Origin of the sequence: Lentzea sp. CC55, assembly GCF_021056325.1 — a bacterium.
GTDB lineage: Bacteria > Actinomycetota > Actinomycetes > Mycobacteriales > Pseudonocardiaceae > Lentzea > Lentzea jiangxiensis.
This window is the reverse complement of sequence record NZ_JAJCXE010000015.1, coordinates 21,703-37,144: the sequence shown is the minus strand read 5'-3', so window position 1 is coordinate 37,144 and position 15,442 is coordinate 21,703. Positions and strand designations below refer to the sequence as shown.

Here is a 15,442-nt window from a genome sequence, read left to right as displayed (position 1 = left end):
GATCCCCCCGGACCGCCGCCGCACCGCTGTTCTACCCGCTGGTCGTTGTCCACTGTCGGGACGATCCGAACGGACAACGAGCTCCGGACAACGCCGCGGGGACGTCAGACGAGCTTCTGCTCCAGGCTGACGCACCGGATGCCCACGGCGTCGAGGTGCTCGCTGACCCGCACGAACCCGGCGCTCTCGTAGAACCTCAGGTTCTCGTCGCTCTCGGCGCCGGTGAACAGCCAGACGACGCGCACGCCCTCCGGCGCGTGCTCGCCGATCGCCCGCAGCAGCCGCCGCCCGACGCCACCGCCCTGCACGTCGGGCGCGACGGCCAGCCGGGCGACCTCCATCCGCTCGTCGTCGACGCGGCTGCGCACCGACCCGACGAGCCGCGTGCCGTCGAACGCCCCGAGCGCGGGCGTGCCGCAGGCGAGGTGCCGGCGGATCTCGTCGAGCGTCTCGACCAGCGGCGGCAGGTCCCAGGCCCCGTACCGGCGGGCCTCCTGGAGGTACGCGGCGCGCTGGACCGTCATGACCTCGCCGGCGTGCCCCTCCGTCAACGGTCCGATGTGGACGCTCACGGGCCGGTGACCCCCGGCGTCCAGCTCTCCGGGACACCGCTCTCGGTGAGCACGAGCTGGTGGTCGCCGAACCCCTCCGGCGCGTCCGGCTGCCAGGGCCACCTGCCGTCGGGCGTGGGCACGATGATCTGCAGGGCCGCGAAGTCCGACCCGTCGTAGAGCAGGTACGCGCTGCCGAAGAACTCGGGGTAGAAGCCCTTGTAGACCCGCTCGAACACGATCGGCACGCCGTCGAAGAAGTCGTCGTAGAGCTTGCCGGGCACGAACCGCTCCCCCTGGCTCGCCCGCCCGACGTAGGCGTTGATCAGGTTTTCGCCCATGCCCTGCGGCAGCCCGATCACGACGGCCTCCGCCACGCCGAACCGGCGCCACGCCCCCACCGAGAACACGTACCCCGCTCCCTCGGAGTCGGGGTTCACAACGATGTTCATGTGGCCGTGCCGGTCGGCCGCGGAGAGCAGCCGGGCCCTCAGCTCGATGTCTTCGTCGGAAAGCACGCCATCCACCCTACGGCACGCTTTTGGTGCCTTAGGCCTGCTTAGAGCTGTTCCAAGGCTCCCACCTTCAGGCACATTTGATCGGAAACGATAGGGCGCGACCCCGCGCGGCCCCTACTTTCCGTGGATGCCCAAGAGATCGTCCAGCGTGGTGGGCCGCGAGTTCGGCAACGGCGTCCGAGCAGCCGTCGAGCGCACCGGCCTGACCCAGCGCAGGCTCGCCGAGCTGCTCGGCTGGCAGGAGGCCAAGATCTCCGACCTGCTCGCCGGCAAGGGCGGCGCTGACGAGTTGGAAGTCGCCACGCTGCTCGCCTACTGCCGTACGCCACTTGATGAGCGCGAACGCCTGCTGGCGCTGTTCCGCGAGTCGGGCAACGTCTTCCTGCAGATCCCGGAGGACGGCCTGCCGGACCAGGCTCGAACTTTGATCAACCAGGAAAAGGAGGCCGACGAGATCATCGACTGGTCGATGGTCCTCGTACCCGGCTTGCTCCAGATCCGCGAGTACATCGAGGCCGTCACCGCCAAAGCACGGACGGTCCCGCCGGAGAAGATCCAGGCGACGGTCGCAGCCAGAGTTACCCGAGCAGAGATTCTCGAATACGACCGAACCTTCACCTTCTACATGCACGAACAGGCGGTGTGGCTCCCGGTCGGCGGCGAGGAGGTGTGGCGTGAGCAGCTCGCTCACCTGCTGCGGATGTCGGTGCGGAAGTACATCAGCATCCGGATCGTGCCGAGGTCGATTGGCATGCACGCGGGCGCGGCAGGCGACTTCCGCCTGATGAAGTTCCCGAAGTACCCGTCCGTCGTCTACATCGAGAGCGTCAAGTGCGGCTTGTTCTTCGACGACAAGGGAACCGTCGAGGTCTACGAGAACATCCTGAAGGATCTCGCGGCTGTCGCCCTGGATGAGGAACAATCGAGGGCGGTGATCAACAGCATCTTGGAGGGTCTCCAATGACCGCATGGCGCAAGAGCAGCTACACCGGCGACGGCAACAACTGCGTGGAGATCGGTCAGGGAGTCGGCATCCGGGACAGCAAGGCTCCGGCCACCCACCTGCCCGTCAGCGCCGCCGCCTGGCGTGCCTTCCTGGCGCTGGCCTCAGCCCCGGCACCCGTCGAGCAGTAGGCCGACGGTGATCCGCGCGTCGTAGCCGGGGTCGACGCGCTCGGCCCCGGCGCAGATGTCCCCGATCGCGCGGAGCAGCTGGTACGCGGGGACGTCCGACTTGATCTCCCCCGCCTCCCGCGCCGCCGCCAGGATGTCGTCCAGGACCGGCAGCAGGCGTTCGAGGAACAGTCCGTGCAGCGCGGCGAACCCCTCGGGGTCGTTGCGGCTCGCCGCGGCGAGGCCGCGCTTGGTCACGAGGAAGTCCACGAACAGGTCCACCCAGCTCCGCAGCGCCGCGAACGGCGAGTCCGCCGACGCGAGCAGCGCGGGTCCTGCCTCGGCGCACGCGTCGACCTGGTGCCGGTAGACGGCGACCACGAGGTCCGCGCGCGTCGGGAAGTGCCGGTAGATCGTCCCCATGCCCACGCCCGCCTCGGCGGCGATCTTGCGCACGGGCGCGTCCACGCCGTCGCTCACGAACACCGCCGCGGCGGCGTCGAGCAGCGCCTTCTCGTTGCGCCGGGCATCCGCCCTCTTCCCGGTCGACTCCGCCACCGGCACACCTCTCCCACGTTCGCGCTTGCCAAACGGAACAGCGCTCCGTATATTCGGAACTGCGCTCCGGTTCAGAGTCTACAGCGCGCTCACGCACTCGCAGAAGGACACCTGTCATGCCTTTGACCAGCACCGCCGTGCCCACGTTCGCCACGCCGATCATCAGTGTCAAGCCGGTCGTGCTGCCCGCGCCCGGCCGCGGTGACGACCTCCAGGTGCGGGTGTCCGCACCCACGTCCGGCACCGGTCTCCCCGTCGTCGTCTTCGCCCACGGCTTCAGCCAGTCGATGTCGTCCTACGACCCGTTGGTGGACTTCTGGGCGAGCAACGGCTTCGTGGTCGTCCAGCCGACGTTCCTCGACTCGGTGACGCTCGGCCTCACGCCCGCCGACCCCCGGTACCCGGAGATCTCGCGGTTCCGCGTGGAGGACGTCCAGCGCGTGATCGACGACCTCGACGTCGTTCTCGGGGCGGTGCCGGGACTTCCCGACCGCGTCGACCGCGACCGCCTCGCCGTCGCCGGGCACTCGTGGGGCGCGCAGACCGTCGGCATGCTCCTCGGCGCGCGCGTTCTCGGCGCCGACGGCGAGCCCGGACCCGATCTGACCGACTCCCGCGTGAAGGCCGGGGTGCTGTTCGCGTCGACCGGCTTCGGCGGCGAGGACCTGACGCCGTTCGCCAAGGAGAACTTCGGCTCGTTCATGTCCCCGGACTTCGAGCGGATGAGCACGCCGTTCCTCGCCGTCGCGGGCGACGCCGACCAGTCGGTGCTCAGCACCCGCGGTCCCGACTGGTTCACCGACGTCTACCACCACGCGCCCGGCGCGCGCGGCCTGCTGACGCTGTTCGGCGGCGAGCACTCGCTCGGCGGGATCCACGGCTACAACGCCACGGACACCACCGACGAGAGCCCGGAGCGGGTGGCGGTGATCCGCCGGGCGTCCTGGGCGTTCCTGCGCGACGCCCTCGGCCTCGACGACGTGGCGTTCAAGCAGGTCCAAGCCGAGCTCGCGGAGTCCGGGACCGGTCGCGTCGACGTCCGCTGAAACGCGAAAACGCCGGTCACGCGTGCTGCGTGACCGGCGTCCGTCCGCTTCGGGATTCAGCCGACCTCGGCCATGACCTCGTCGGACACGTCGAAGTTCGCGAAGACGTTCTGCACGTCGTCGCAGTCCTCCAGCGCGTCGATCAGCTTGAAGATCTTCTTCGCGCCCTCGGCCTCGAGCTGCACCGAGACCGACGGCAGGAAGCTCGACTCGGCCGACTCGTAGTCGATGCCCGCGTCCTGCAACGCCTTGCGCACCGGGATGAGGTCGCCCGCCTCGGACACGACCTCGAACGACTCACCGAGGTCGTTGACCTCCTCGGCACCGGCCTCCAGCACGGCCAGCATCACGTCGTCCTCGGACGTGCCCGCCTTCGGCACGATCACGACGCCCTTGCGGCTGAACATGTACGACACCGAACCGGGGTCGGCCATCGAGCCGCCGTTGCGCGTCATCGCCGTGCGGACCTCGGTCGCCGCGCGGTTGCGGTTGTCCGTGAGGCACTCGATGAGCACCGCGACACCGTTGGGGCCATAGCCCTCGTACATGATCGTCTGCCAGTCGGCGCCGCCGGCCTCTTCGCCGCCACCGCGCTTGCGGGCGCGCTCGATGTTGTCCAGCGGCACCGAGTTCTTCCGGGCCTTCTGGATCGCGTCGTACAGCGTCGGGTTGCCGTCCGGGTCACCACCACCGGTGCGGGCCGCCACCTCGATGTTCTTGATCAGCCGCGCGAAGAGCTTGCCGCGCTTGGCGTCGATGGCGGCCTTCTTGTGCTTGGTGGTCGCCCACTTGGAGTGGCCGCTCATTTCTCCTCCGAACCAGTCGAACCACGAACCATGTCCACGAACAGGCGGTGGACGCGCTCATCCCCCGTGAGCTCCGGGTGGAACGCCGTGGCCAGCACGTTGCCCTGCCTGACCGCGACGATCCTACCGGCGGCATCGCCCGCCTCAGCCGTGATGGGCACCGTAGCGAGAACCTCGACCTCCCCGCTCACCGCCTCCACCCAGGGTGCCCGGATGAACACCGCGTGCACGTTCTCCCCCGCCAGGTCGAGGTCGGTCTCGAACGAGTCGACCTGCCGCCCGAACGCGTTGCGCCGCACCGTGATGTCCAGCCCGCCGAGCTGGTGCTGGTCGTCGCGGCCGTCGAGCACGTCGTTGGCCAGCAGGATCATGCCCGCGCACGACCCGTACGCCGGGAAGCCCGCCTTGATCTTCGCCCGCAGCGGCTCCAGCAGCTCGAAGTTGTCGAGCAGCTTGCTGATGGTCGTCGACTCGCCGCCGGGGATGACGATCCCGTCCAGCTCGTCCAGCTCCTCGGCCCTGCGCACGGGCCGCGCCGTGACGTCGCACTGCGCGAGGGAGACGAGATGTTCCTGGACGTCGCCCTGCAGGGCGAGCACACCGATGACGGGCGGGGCAGCGGCAACCATGTTCACCAGCATATTCGAGGTTCTCCGGCCCGCCGACCACCCCGCCCGTGATGATCACGGCCCGGGGTGGCGCACCCGGAACGCGAGTCCTTCCGGGCTGCTCACCCTCTCCCGGCCGTTCTCGGCGAGGACCACGAGTTCCCACCGGGGCGTGGTGGTGCTCGCGGCGACGAAGTCCGCGTGGGCCGGCGGTGCTCCGGTCGTCGCGGCGTAGAAGCGCCGGGCCTCGTCCGGCCGCTCGCAGGCGAGCACCATCCGGTCCGGCGTCCCCGGCAGGCCGGGCGGGAAGGACCAGCCGCTGAACCCGTGCGGCCGCCACAGCGAGAAGGCGGCGCCGGCCGGGTCGAGCAGCGTCGCGAGCCTTCCCCGGTTCCCCGCGTCGAAGGGCGGCAGCAGGAGCCGGCCGCCGTGCGCCACCGCGGCTTCGGTGCGGCGGTCGACGTCGTCGACCCTCAGGTAGAAGGCGACGTGGGCGGGTGTTCCGGGCGGGTAGACCGGGTTCGCGAGGTCGCTCACCCCGCCGATCAGCCGGCCCCCGGCGGAGATCGTGGTGGCCTTCCGCCAGTCCTGCTCGTCGACCGCGAAGCTCCAGCCGAAGGTCTGCGCGAAGAAGGCGGCCGTGCCCTCCGGGTCGCGGGTCTTCAGGTCCATCCAGCAGAACTCGTTCAACGCCCCCAGGCGGTTCGTCAACGCCGCGCTCCTCTTCGTGTCGATGTCGGACATCGAACACGAGAACACCGCGGGCCGCCTCCCTCGTGAGGAGACGGCCCGCGGCGTGAACCCCGCCGACCAGATCAGTCGACGGACACCAGCCGCTCGGACCGCACCGGCTGACGCGACTTCACGAAGCGCCACCCGACGAACAGCACGAGCGCGAGCACGGGGATGGACCAGAACGCGATCTTCTCCGCGGTCCCGGCGAACGCCATCTGCCCGATCACCAGCGCGAGGAACGCGAGCGTCCCCCACGACGTGTACGGCGCGCCGGGCATCCGGTACGAGGGCCGTTCGATCTCGCCGGCCATCGCCTTCTTGCGCAGCCGCAGCTGGCAGATGATCAGCGTCGCCCACGTCGACACGACGCCCAGGGACGCCACGGCGATCGCGATGTCAAAAGCTTCCTTCGGCACGGTGTAGTTCAGGACGACGCCGAACAGGTAAGCCGCACCCGTGAAGAGAATGCCGCCATAAGGAACGTGACGGGAGTTCATCTTGCCCGTGAACGCGGGGGCCTCGCCCTTCTGCGCGAGCGAACGCAGAATGCGCCCGGTCGAGTAAAGGCCCGAGTTGCACGACGACAATGCGGCCGTCAGAACCACGGCGTTCATGATGTCACCGACCGCCGGGATGCCCAATGCGGAGAACACGGTGACGAACGGCGATTCAGTGCCCGTGAAGTGGTCCCAGGGCAGCAGCATCGTCAGCAGCAGGACGGAGCCGACGTAGAAGATCGCGATGCGGTACACAACGCCGTTGATGGCGCGCGGCATGATCTTCTCGGGGTCCTTGGTCTCGCCGGCCGCGATGCCCACGAGCTCGATCGCCGAGTAGGCGAAGACCACGGCCTGCAGCGTCATCAGCGCGACGCCGAAGCCCGCGGGGAACAGGCCGCCGTGGCCGAGCGTGTTGGAGACCGACGCGGTCGTGCCGCCGATGTCCGCCGCCGCGATGACCAGGCCGATGCCGGTCACGAGGAACACGACGATGGCCGTGACCTTGATGACGCTGAACCAGAACTCCAGCTCGCCGAACAGCTTGACCGACAGCATGTTGATGCCGACCAGCACGAACAGCGCGACCAGCGCGGTGATCCACTGCGGCAGGTCCGGGAACCACTTGTGCATGTAGATCGCGACGGCGGTGATCTCGGCGATGCCCGTCATCGCCCAGTTGACCCAGTACATCCAGCCGGACGTGAAGCCCGCCCAGGGGCCGATGAACTCGCGGGCGTACTCGACGAAGCTGCCGGAGACCGGGCGGTGGAGCACGAGCTCGCCCAGCGCGCGCATGACGAAGAACGCCGCGAGACCGCACAACGCGTAAGACAGGATCAGCGACGGCCCCGCCGTGGCGAGGCGTCCGCCCGCGCCCAGGAAGAGGCCGACGCCGATCGCGCCACCGATGGCGATCATCTGCACCTGGCGCTTGCTCAGCGCTTTGGTGTAGCCGTCCGCATCAGTTTCCACAGAACTCACGAGGAGGTTCCTTCCGAAAACGGAAAACGCTCGCGTCGGAACCTCCCGCGCCCCGACGCGCTGATGCGTCGGAACCCTAGTGAGTGGCAGTCATCACCAAGAAATCAGTTGGGGAAGGCTTAACGTAAGCGACGTCACACAGCGCCGCGTTCAAGTCCGCCCAAATGTCCTCGACGTGCTCGAGGCCCACGGAAATGCGCAGCAAATTGTCCGGAACGCCAGAAGCGCGCAGATCATCACCCGGAACCAGTCGGTGCGTCAGGGCCGAGGGGTGCTCGATCAGGGTGTCGACCGATCCCAGCGAGACGGCCGGCGTGATCAGCTCCAGCCGGCGCACCACCTCGACCGGGTCGCCGTGGACGCCGAACGCGATCATCGCGCCCGTCCCCCGCATCTGCAGCGATGCCGTCGGGTAGCGCACGAACTCGACGGCGTCGTGCTCGGCGAGGCGTGCCGCCAGCACCGCCGCCGACCGGGACGCCGCCTCGACGCGCAACGGCAGGGTCGCGAGGCCGCGGTGCAGCAGGTAGCCGCCGAGCGGGTGCAGCACCGCGCCGGTGATGATCCGGACCTGCCGCAGCGCCGCCGCCCGTTCCTCGGAGCAGGCCACGACGCCGCCGAGCACGTCGCCGTGCCCGCCGAGGTACTTGGTGCCGGAGTGCAGGACGTACGAGGCGCCGTGCAGTGCGGGGTTCTGCAGGACCGGCGTCGCGAAGGTGTTGTCGACCATGACCGGCACGCCGCCCGCCTGGCGCACGACGTGGTCGATGTCGACGAGGTCGAGGTTCGGGTTGGCCGGGGTCTCGACGACGACGAGCCCGGTGTCCGGCCGGATCGCGGAGGCCACCAGGCCCGCTTCGACGTACGTGGTCGTGACGCCCAGCAGACCCGACGACAGCAGGTGGTCGGTGCCGCCGTACAGCGGCCGCACGGCGACGACGTGCGGCTTGCCCGCCATCACGCAGGCGGCCTGGACCACGGCGGTGACCGCCGCCATGCCGCTGCCGAACGCCACGGAGGTCTCGGTGTGCTCGAGGGCCGCGAGCGCCTGTTCGAACCGGGCGACCGTCGGGTTGTGCAGCCGCGCGTAGACGGGCGAGCCGGCCCGCGCGGCCCCGGTGGCCCAGTCCCCCAGCGCTTCCCCGCCGAGTGCCTGGTCGGGCACGGGGTAGGTGGTGGACAGGTCGATGGGAGGTGCGTGCACGCCGAGCTCCGCGAGGTCGTCGCGGCCCCCGTGCACTGCGATGGTCTCGATGCGCGTCATGGCCCGAATGGTGAAGACTTCCTCGGACGAACGGACAACGAACCGCAGCCGATTCGGTGGAACGGAGAAGAGCCGTGCTGGATTCGATCGACGAGGCCATCGTGCGGGAGCTGCGGAAGGACGCGCGGCTGCAGAACAAGGACCTGGCCGAACGCGTCAACGTCGCGCAGTCCACCGCGGTGGTCCGGCACCGCGCGTTGCGGGAGCGCGGCGTCATCACCGGCTACCACGCGGAGATCGATCCGAAAGCCGTCGGGCAGCACGTGCAGGCGATGCTCGCGGTGAAGATCCGCCCGCACACCAAGGAGATCGTCGACCCGTTCATGGCGTACGTGCTCTCACTGCCGGAGACGCTCGCGCTCTCCCACGTCACGGGCCCGGAGGACTTCCTGGTGCACGTCGCCGTGGCGGACGTCGGCCACCTGCAACGGCTCGTGCTCGACAAGTTCACGAGCCGCCGGGAGGTCACGGAGGTCCACACGAACCTCCTCTTCTCCCACGTCCGCAAGCACTAGCCGACCCCGAGGAGCCTCAGCCCGGCCGTCGTGGCGGCCGCCAGCACGATGACGACCACGAACGGCAGCTTCCGCCACGCCGCGAGCCCGCCGACGACGACACCGAGCGCGAGAGCCCAGCCGCCGAACTGCTTGCCGTTCGTCAGCGCCGAGACCGCGACCAGCGCCAGCAGCAGCACGGTCGCGCTCGCGGAGATGATCTCGCGGACCCGGTCGGGCAGCGTGACGCGGTCGCGCAGCAGCGGGCCGGCGAAGCGGATCGCGAACGTCCCCGCGGCGAGGATCAGGACTGCGGTGACGGGCACGGCTCCTCCTTCTTGCTCCGGAACGCGACCAGCCCGGCGAGCGCGAGCAGCACCGGCACCCCCGCGGGCAGGAACGGCGTGGTCACGAGCGCGATGACGGCGCCCGTGAGCGCCGCGTTGCGGGTGGCGGCGTCCTTCAGGGCGGGCAGCGTGAGCGCGAGCATCGCCGCGGGGAAGGCCGCGTCCAGCCCGAACGTGCCCGGGTCGCCGATCGCCTGCCCCGCGAGCGCCCCGATGAGCACGCCCGCGTTCCAGGTGAAGAACAACGACACGCCACACGCCCAGTAGGCCGCCCGCGCTCTCGCGGGGTCCCTCTGCGCCATCGCGAACGCCGTGGACTCGTCGATCAGCAGGTGGCTGCCGACGATCCGCGCGAGCCAGCCGTTGCCCAGCACGTCGCCGACCGCCAGGCCGAACGGCAGGTGCCGCGCGTTGAGCACGAGCCCGGCCAGCACCGCCGCGGCAGGGCTGCCACCCGAGGCCACGATGCCCACGGCCATGAACTGCGAGCCACCCGCGAAGATCACGAGCGACATCAGCACCGGCATCCACCACGGCAGGCCGGAGCCCACCGAGATGGCGCCGAAACTGGCACCGGTCACCGCGGCACCGAGTGCCACCGCGGCGACGTCACGCAGGAGCACCGCATCAAGAGTTCGCCAGATCGAACGGACCACCCATTAAGATGAACACCTGGGTTAGGTGTTCGTCAAGACGAACGGATGGACTTCTGTGTCGAACGCACCACTCGACCTGATCGCGGCCAACCTCCGGCGTGAACGCGATCGCACCGGCATGTCGCTCTCCGAGGTGGCCAAGAAGGCGGGCATCGCGAAGTCGACGCTCTCCCAGCTCGAGTCCGGCGCCGGAAACCCCAGCGTCGAGACCCTGTGGGCGCTCGGCGTGGCCCTCGGCGTCCCGTTCAGCCGGCTCGTCGAACCCGCCGTCCCCCGCGTGCAGGTCATCCGCGCGGGCGAAGGCCCCGTCATCCACTCCGAGCGCGCGCACTACTCCGCGACTCTGCTGGCCGCGTGCCGTCCGGGCACCAAGCACGACCTCTACTGGCTGGCCCTCGAACCCGGTGGCGCCCGCGAGTCGCTCCCGCACGTCCCCGGCAGCGTCGAGCACATGATCGTGGCCTCGGGGCGGTGCCTCGCCGGGCTCGCGGACGACCCGATCGAGCTCGGGCCCGGTGACTACATCGTCTACCCCGGTGACCTGCCGCACATCTGCAAGGCGCTGGAGCCGGGGACGACCGCGGTGATGGTCATGGAGCACACGGTCTAGATGTGCAGTGCGGCCTCGACCGAAGCCATGACTCCACCCATCTCCCCGTCGTTGTGGAACGCGCGGTCGTAGACCACGTCGAGGGTCAGCCGTCCGCCCACCGTCCCCACGAACATCGCAGGTACCGGACCCCGCAACGTCGCGGCGAAGCGGCTACCGGTGACACGCGGGACATCGGGCAGCGCGGGATCCTCCACGACACCGATGTTCGACACCATGAACGTCATGGTCGGCGGGGGCGCCGGTGAGAGGCTCTGGGCCAGCAGGGTCCGCTGCGGTTCGGCCCGCTCCAGAGCCTCACGCAGACCTGCGGCGACGCGCGCACCGACCTCGGCCGGTTCGTCGTCGGCAGCGACCGGGACGGTGACCAGGCACGGAAGAGCACCGCACAGCTGGGCGTCCGGATCGATCGGCGGGGCGAGTCGTTCACGAAAGTCCACCGGGATGCACAAGGTGACCGGGAGCGGGCCGCCGGCTTCGGGTGCCCGGGCTCGTACCGCGCCGGAAACCGCTCCGCACATCAGGCTCGTCACCGAGATCCGGCTCGCGCGGGCGAACTCGGTGACCTCGGTCGTCGTCGCCTGGTCGAGTTCGAGGTGCTGCACGCCGAAGCCGGACGGCGGCACGCCGGGGCCCCCTGACAGGACCGCGGGCTCTTCCACCACTTCGGGCGTTTCCGGCCGGCCTGGCGCGTATTTTCCGGAGAAGAGTTCTTCCAGCCCGGCCTCGAACACCGGGCGGGGCGCCGAGGGCGGGAATTCGCCGCGCAGGAGAGTGGCGTAGATGCGGAGCAGAGCTCGCGAGAGGACCAGCACCAGCCTGGCGTCCGAAACGGCGTGGTCGACGGAGAGCGTCAATGCCGCGGTGTCAGCCGTCTGATGTAGCGACAATTGACTGACCATGCCGTCTTCGATCCGCCGGGAAATGTCTTGCTCGAAGCTGTCCGCACCGGCGGTCACCTTCGACATGCTGTCCTGCAAGGCGAACCCGAAACCGTCCTGACCCTCGATGATCCTGCAGCGCAACAGCGGGTACTCGTCACCGAGCCGCTGCCACGCGTCTTCGAGAAGCACCGGGTCGAAAGTTCCGGCGAAGGCCGTGCGGACCACGACTGGGCCGAACCCGGCGAGGATGAAAGCCGTCTCGCTGGCGGTCAGCGCCCGTTCGGTGGTAGGCATCGATTCCCGCCCTTGCTTGCATGGTCGTCGGTTACGGCCGTGAACCTCTCCCATCGCCGGAGCAGCTGTCAACACCGGGAATGAGGGAAGCCCGTTTTCCCGGCGAAATGACCGAGTGGGCATGCGGGCTGCACCCTCGATGCGGTCGAATCGTGTGTCGTCGATACAACGGCTTTCACTGCTGTGGCGACGCCAGAAGCAGCAGCCGGGCGAGGTGTGGTCCGCGCCTTCCGGCGCGCTGCCGAGCGGAGCGGCGCGATCACCCGCCATGACGAAGAGTGAGGCATCCGGAGGCAAGGACTACGCGGGGCCTGCACGCGCACGTCACGCCGTGGTGCGATTTCTCCCACTTAACCGTATAGCAGAAGGGGGGCCTTGCCACAAGGCCCCGTTCATCGTTCACACTCGACGCCTCATGCCACAACACAGGCGCACTGGGGAGCACGTGGGGTACGAAGAAGAACTGCAGTCCGAACGCGACTACGTGGCCGGGCTCTACGCACGGCTGGACAACGAGCGTGCGCGCGTGAAGGCGGCATATCAGTCCGCGCTGGGTGGCACCGGCGAGACCGCGATGGAGCGGGACAACGAGGTGCGTGCCCGGCACCGCGAGATGAAGCGCCTGAACGTGGCCGACTACGGGCTGTGCTTCGGCCGGCTCGACAGCGTCGGCGGGGACGTCTCCTACATCGGCAGGATCGGCCTGTTCGACGAGTTCGACGACTTCGAGCCGTTGCTGCTCGACTGGCGGGCACCGGCGGCGCGGCCGTTCTACACCGCGACCGGCGCGAACCCCGAGGGCATGCGCCGGCGCCGCCAGTTCCTCACCCGGCGCCGCGAGGTGGCCGCGTTCACCGACGAGGTGTTCGGCAGGCTCGGCGAGGACCAGAACGACGTCGCCCTGCTGGAGGCGCTGAACGCGCCGCGCGGCGAGGGCATGCGCGACATCGTCGCGACGATCCAGGCCGAGCAGGACGCGATCATCCGGCTCGACCACCCCGGCGTGCTGGTGATCGAAGGTGGTCCCGGCACCGGCAAGACGGTCGTGGCGCTGCACCGCGTCGCCTATCTGATGTACACCCAACGAGAGCGCATGGAACGGCACGGCGTTCTCGTCGTGGGCCCGAACCCGGCGTTCCTCAACCACATCAGCCGGGTGCTGCCGTCGCTCGGCGAGTCCGACGTGGTCTTCTCGACGGCCGGCAGCCTGTTGCCCGGCCTGCTCGCGACGGCGGAGGACACGCCGGAGGTGGCGCGGCTCAAGGGTTCCCGCAAGATGGTCGACGTGCTGAAGGCGGCGGTCTCGGCGCGGCAGCGGATCCCGGAGGAGCCGATCCCGATCGGCATGAAGGACGTCGTCGTCCCCATCGGACCGGACGTCGCCGAGTGGGCGCGGCAGGAGGCGCGCGACAGCGGCCTGCCGCACAACGAGGCCCGCGCGGTGTTCCGCGAGATCATCACGTACGTCCTCACCGAGCGCGCGATCGGCCGGATCGGCAAGAACTGGATGTCCCGCTCGGACAAGGAGGCCTGGGAGGACATGCGCTCGGGCCTGGTCAAGGACCTCGCCGACGACGACGGCTTCCTCGCGGCGCTGGACCTGCTGTGGCCGATCATGACGCCGTTCGAGCTCCTCTCGTCGCTGTACACCTCGCCGGAGGCGCTCGCGGCGGCGGGCGCCGACCCGTCGCTGCACCGCGTGGACGGCGAGGCGTGGACGGTCTCGGACGTGCCGTTGCTCGACGAGCTGCACGACCTGCTGGGCAAGGACGGCACCGAGCAGGAAGCCGACCGGGCCGCGGCGGCCGAACGCGCGGCCGAGGCCCGGTACGCGTCCGAGGTGCTGGAGAGCATGGTCAACCGCGTCGACCACATGGACGACGAGGACCACCTCTTCGCCTCGGACATGCTGGACGCCGAGGACCTGGCCGTGCGCTTCGAGCAGCACGACCAGCGCACGCTGGTGGAACGCGCCCTCGCGGACCGGAGCTGGACCTACCGGCACGTCGTGGTCGACGAGGCCCAGGAACTGTCCGAAATGGACTGGCGAGTGCTGATGCGCCGCTGCCCCGGCCGTTCCTTCACGGTGGTCGGCGACCTGGCGCAGCGCCGGGCCCCGGCCGGCGCCACGTCGTGGGGCGAGATGCTGGAGCCCTACGTGCCGGGCCGCTGGGAGTACCGCTCGCTGACGGTCAACTACCGCACGCCCGCGGAGATCATGGCCGTCGCCGCGCGGGTGCTGGCCGAGTTCGCCCCGGACGTCCAGGCGCCGGAATCGGTGCGCGCCAACGGGATCCAGCCGTGGGCGCGCCAGGTCACCGCCGACGAGCTGCCCGGCGCCATCGCGGAGTTCGTCGCGGCCGAGGCCGCTCTCGAGGGCACCAGCGTCGTGATCGGCCCGCCCGGCGTGCCCGGCACCGTTCCCGCGGCGGAGACCAAGGGCCTCGAGTACGACTCGGTGCTCGTCGTGGAGCCGGAACGGATCCTGGCGGAGGGACCGCGTGGCGCGGCGGAGCTGTACGTGGCGCTGACCCGCGCCACGCAACGGCTCGGCGTGCTGCACCACTCGCCGCTGCCGGCGGCTCTGTCCGGCCTGGCCGAGACGGTGCGCACATGACCCGTTGAGCGGGACCGGGCGGAGGCGCCCGGTCCTAGGATGGGCGGAAGTCCGGTGGGACTGCTCGCGTCGGCCAGACGATCACATCCACGTCGCGCCGAGGGGCTTCCCATGACGACTCCGCCCATCCCGCCCGCCACGCCGGAGGAGTCCGGGGAGCGCCCGGACGTGTGGGCGGCACCGGACCGCGCCACCCCGTTCGTCAGCTACCCGGCGGCCGCTCTCCCGCCTCATGGCACGCCGCCGAAGCAGTCGTCCCGTGTCGGCCTGGTCATCGCGTCCGTGCTCGGCTTCCTGCTCATCGCGACGGTGTCGACCGCCGTGTACCTGCTCCCGAACGGCGGCGGTTCCGCTTCGGGCAGCAACGTGAACTCCAGCCCGCCCGTGATCTCGACGTCGGTCCTGCCGTCCGCGACCGCGGGTGACTGCGTGAAGCTCACGGGCGCGTCGTTCAACGTGAAGTACGAACAGGTGCCGTGCGGCACGGGAACCCACAACTACACCGTGAGCAAGGTGCTGGGCTCGCAGAGCGAGAAGTGCGGCGAAGACCCCGGCTCCTACATGAAGTACCACGGTCACTCGGGCCGCAAGAGCGTCAACATCTGCCTGATCCCGGCCTTCGTCGACGGCCGGTGCTACCGGTTCACGACGTTCTCGCTCAGCGGCGAGTTCGAGACGCCCCCGTGCGGCGGGCTCGAGGTGGTGCGGGTGAAGGTGCTCACGAACACCGCCGACAAGACGGCGTGCGGACCGTCCCCCGCGCTCGCGTACCCGGACATCAAGACGACGTACTGCTTCTCCCGGACGGGCTGAGAACGCCTGAGGGCGCACCGCCGGAAGCGGTGCGCCCTCAGGCGGGA

The 15,442-nt window shown here is 69.8% G+C and carries 18 protein-coding genes; 7 read left to right on the top strand and 11 right to left on the bottom strand.

Going from position 1 to position 15,442, the window contains the following annotated elements:
- Positions 1-104: 104 nt before the first annotated feature.
- Both L6E10_RS10190 and L6E10_RS10185 read right to left on the bottom strand, forming a co-directional pair.
- A complete protein-coding gene (locus tag L6E10_RS10190) occupies positions 105-572 on the bottom strand; it encodes a GNAT family N-acetyltransferase (RefSeq protein ID WP_236219078.1) in 468 nt (155 codons plus the stop codon).
- Positions 569-1,069 (bottom strand): DUF4262 domain-containing protein, encoded by a 501-nt coding sequence (locus L6E10_RS10185; RefSeq protein ID WP_236219076.1) that lies wholly within the window; start codon positions 1,067-1,069, stop codon positions 569-571. The genes L6E10_RS10190 and L6E10_RS10185 overlap by 4 nt, the downstream gene beginning before the upstream one ends.
- 127 nt (positions 1,070-1,196) lie before the next feature.
- Between L6E10_RS10185 and L6E10_RS10180 the strand changes: the two genes are divergently transcribed.
- Positions 1,197-2,033 carry a helix-turn-helix transcriptional regulator gene (locus L6E10_RS10180; protein ID WP_236219074.1) on the top strand — a complete coding sequence of 279 codons (837 nt, stop codon included), beginning with the start codon at positions 1,197-1,199 and terminating at the stop codon, positions 2,031-2,033.
- Positions 2,030-2,203, top strand: coding sequence for a DUF397 domain-containing protein (locus L6E10_RS10175; RefSeq protein ID WP_236219072.1), 174 nt, complete (start codon positions 2,030-2,032; stop codon positions 2,201-2,203). The genes L6E10_RS10180 and L6E10_RS10175 overlap by 4 nt, the downstream gene beginning before the upstream one ends.
- Here L6E10_RS10175 and L6E10_RS10170 read toward each other — a convergent pair.
- Positions 2,177-2,740 (bottom strand): TetR/AcrR family transcriptional regulator, encoded by a 564-nt coding sequence (locus tag L6E10_RS10170; protein ID WP_236219070.1) that lies wholly within the window; start codon positions 2,738-2,740, stop codon positions 2,177-2,179. The genes L6E10_RS10175 and L6E10_RS10170 overlap by 27 nt on opposite strands.
- Positions 2,741-2,856: 116 nt before the next feature.
- Here L6E10_RS10170 and L6E10_RS10165 point away from each other — a divergent pair, with 116 nt between their 5' ends.
- Entirely contained in the window at positions 2,857-3,786 is a 930-nt protein-coding gene (locus tag L6E10_RS10165) for a chlorophyllase (protein ID WP_236219068.1), read from the top strand.
- 56 nt (positions 3,787-3,842) lie between these two features.
- Here the strand turns inward: L6E10_RS10165 and L6E10_RS10160 are convergent, their stop codons facing one another.
- The 5 genes from L6E10_RS10160 to L6E10_RS10140 form a co-directional block, all read right to left on the bottom strand.
- Positions 3,843-4,592, bottom strand: a complete 750-nt coding sequence (locus L6E10_RS10160) for a YebC/PmpR family DNA-binding transcriptional regulator (RefSeq protein WP_090103135.1) — start codon at positions 4,590-4,592, stop codon at positions 3,843-3,845.
- The gene (gene pdxT / locus L6E10_RS10155; protein WP_236219066.1) at positions 4,589-5,221 is read right to left on the bottom strand and encodes a pyridoxal 5'-phosphate synthase glutaminase subunit PdxT; all 633 of its coding nucleotides are present in this window, start codon (positions 5,219-5,221) and stop codon (positions 4,589-4,591) included. Before pdxT ends, L6E10_RS10160 begins: the two co-directional genes overlap by 4 nt.
- Before the next feature lie 54 nt (positions 5,222-5,275).
- Complete coding sequence (locus L6E10_RS10150) at positions 5,276-5,944, bottom strand: VOC family protein (RefSeq protein ID WP_236219064.1); 669 nt, start codon at positions 5,942-5,944, stop codon at positions 5,276-5,278.
- A 71-nt stretch (positions 5,945-6,015) separates the two neighbouring features.
- Entirely contained in the window at positions 6,016-7,353 is a 1,338-nt protein-coding gene (locus tag L6E10_RS10145) for an amino acid permease (protein ID WP_236219132.1), read from the bottom strand.
- Positions 7,354-7,492: 139 nt separating this feature from the next.
- Positions 7,493-8,680, bottom strand: a complete 1,188-nt coding sequence (locus L6E10_RS10140; RefSeq protein WP_236219062.1) for a PLP-dependent aspartate aminotransferase family protein — start codon at positions 8,678-8,680, stop codon at positions 7,493-7,495.
- Positions 8,681-8,754: 74 nt separating this feature from the next.
- On the opposite strand from L6E10_RS10140, the gene L6E10_RS10135 reads away from it, so the two are divergent.
- The gene (locus L6E10_RS10135) at positions 8,755-9,195 is read left to right on the top strand and encodes an Lrp/AsnC family transcriptional regulator (protein ID WP_090103141.1); all 441 of its coding nucleotides are present in this window, start codon (positions 8,755-8,757) and stop codon (positions 9,193-9,195) included.
- Here L6E10_RS10135 and L6E10_RS10130 read toward each other — a convergent pair.
- Complete coding sequence (locus tag L6E10_RS10130) at positions 9,192-9,500, bottom strand: AzlD domain-containing protein (RefSeq protein WP_090103143.1); 309 nt, start codon at positions 9,498-9,500, stop codon at positions 9,192-9,194. The two genes, L6E10_RS10135 and L6E10_RS10130, sit on opposite strands and share 4 nt — an antisense overlap.
- Positions 9,479-10,144, bottom strand: a complete 666-nt coding sequence (locus L6E10_RS10125; protein ID WP_236219060.1) for an AzlC family ABC transporter permease — start codon at positions 10,142-10,144, stop codon at positions 9,479-9,481. The genes L6E10_RS10130 and L6E10_RS10125 overlap by 22 nt, the downstream gene beginning before the upstream one ends.
- 88 nt (positions 10,145-10,232) lie before the next feature.
- Here L6E10_RS10125 and L6E10_RS10120 point away from each other — a divergent pair, with 88 nt between their 5' ends.
- Positions 10,233-10,787, top strand: coding sequence for a helix-turn-helix domain-containing protein (locus L6E10_RS10120; protein WP_236219058.1), 555 nt, complete (start codon positions 10,233-10,235; stop codon positions 10,785-10,787).
- On the opposite strand, the gene L6E10_RS10115 is transcribed toward L6E10_RS10120, so the two are convergent.
- Complete coding sequence (locus L6E10_RS10115; protein ID WP_236219056.1) at positions 10,784-12,235, bottom strand: chromosome condensation protein; 1,452 nt, start codon at positions 12,233-12,235, stop codon at positions 10,784-10,786. The genes L6E10_RS10120 and L6E10_RS10115 overlap by 4 nt on opposite strands.
- A 175-nt stretch (positions 12,236-12,410) precedes the next feature.
- Here L6E10_RS10115 and helR point away from each other — a divergent pair, with 175 nt between their 5' ends.
- Complete coding sequence (gene helR / locus L6E10_RS10110; RefSeq protein ID WP_236219054.1) at positions 12,411-14,582, top strand: RNA polymerase recycling motor ATPase HelR; 2,172 nt, start codon at positions 12,411-12,413, stop codon at positions 14,580-14,582.
- A gap of 111 nt (positions 14,583-14,693) precedes the next feature.
- A complete protein-coding gene (locus L6E10_RS10105) occupies positions 14,694-15,395 on the top strand; it encodes a hypothetical protein (RefSeq protein WP_236219052.1) in 702 nt (233 codons plus the stop codon).
- Positions 15,396-15,442: the final 47 nt, after the last annotated feature.

Excerpts from the sequence above, each read along its gene's own strand:
- L6E10_RS10180 (WP_236219074.1), top strand. The coding sequence starts at position 1,197 with ATGCCCAAGAGATCGTCCAGCGTGGTGGGCCGCGAGTTCGGCAACGGC.
- L6E10_RS10165 (WP_236219068.1), top strand. The coding sequence starts at position 2,857 with ATGCCTTTGACCAGCACCGCCGTGCCCACGTTCGCCACGCCGATCATC.
- L6E10_RS10115 (WP_236219056.1), bottom strand. The coding sequence starts at position 12,235 with ATGGCGGGTGATCGCGCCGCTCCGCTCGGCAGCGCGCCGGAAGGCGCG.
- L6E10_RS10175 (WP_236219072.1), top strand. The coding sequence starts at position 2,030 with ATGACCGCATGGCGCAAGAGCAGCTACACCGGCGACGGCAACAACTGC.
- pdxT (WP_236219066.1), bottom strand. The coding sequence starts at position 5,221 with ATGGTTGCCGCTGCCCCGCCCGTCATCGGTGTGCTCGCCCTGCAGGGC.
- L6E10_RS10150 (WP_236219064.1), bottom strand. The coding sequence starts at position 5,944 with ATGTCCGACATCGACACGAAGAGGAGCGCGGCGTTGACGAACCGCCTG.
- L6E10_RS10140 (WP_236219062.1), bottom strand. The coding sequence starts at position 8,680 with ATGACGCGCATCGAGACCATCGCAGTGCACGGGGGCCGCGACGACCTC.
- L6E10_RS10160 (WP_090103135.1), bottom strand. The coding sequence starts at position 4,592 with ATGAGCGGCCACTCCAAGTGGGCGACCACCAAGCACAAGAAGGCCGCC.
- L6E10_RS10145 (WP_236219132.1), bottom strand. The coding sequence starts at position 7,353 with ATGATCGCCATCGGTGGCGCGATCGGCGTCGGCCTCTTCCTGGGCGCG.
- L6E10_RS10105 (WP_236219052.1), top strand. The coding sequence starts at position 14,694 with ATGACGACTCCGCCCATCCCGCCCGCCACGCCGGAGGAGTCCGGGGAG.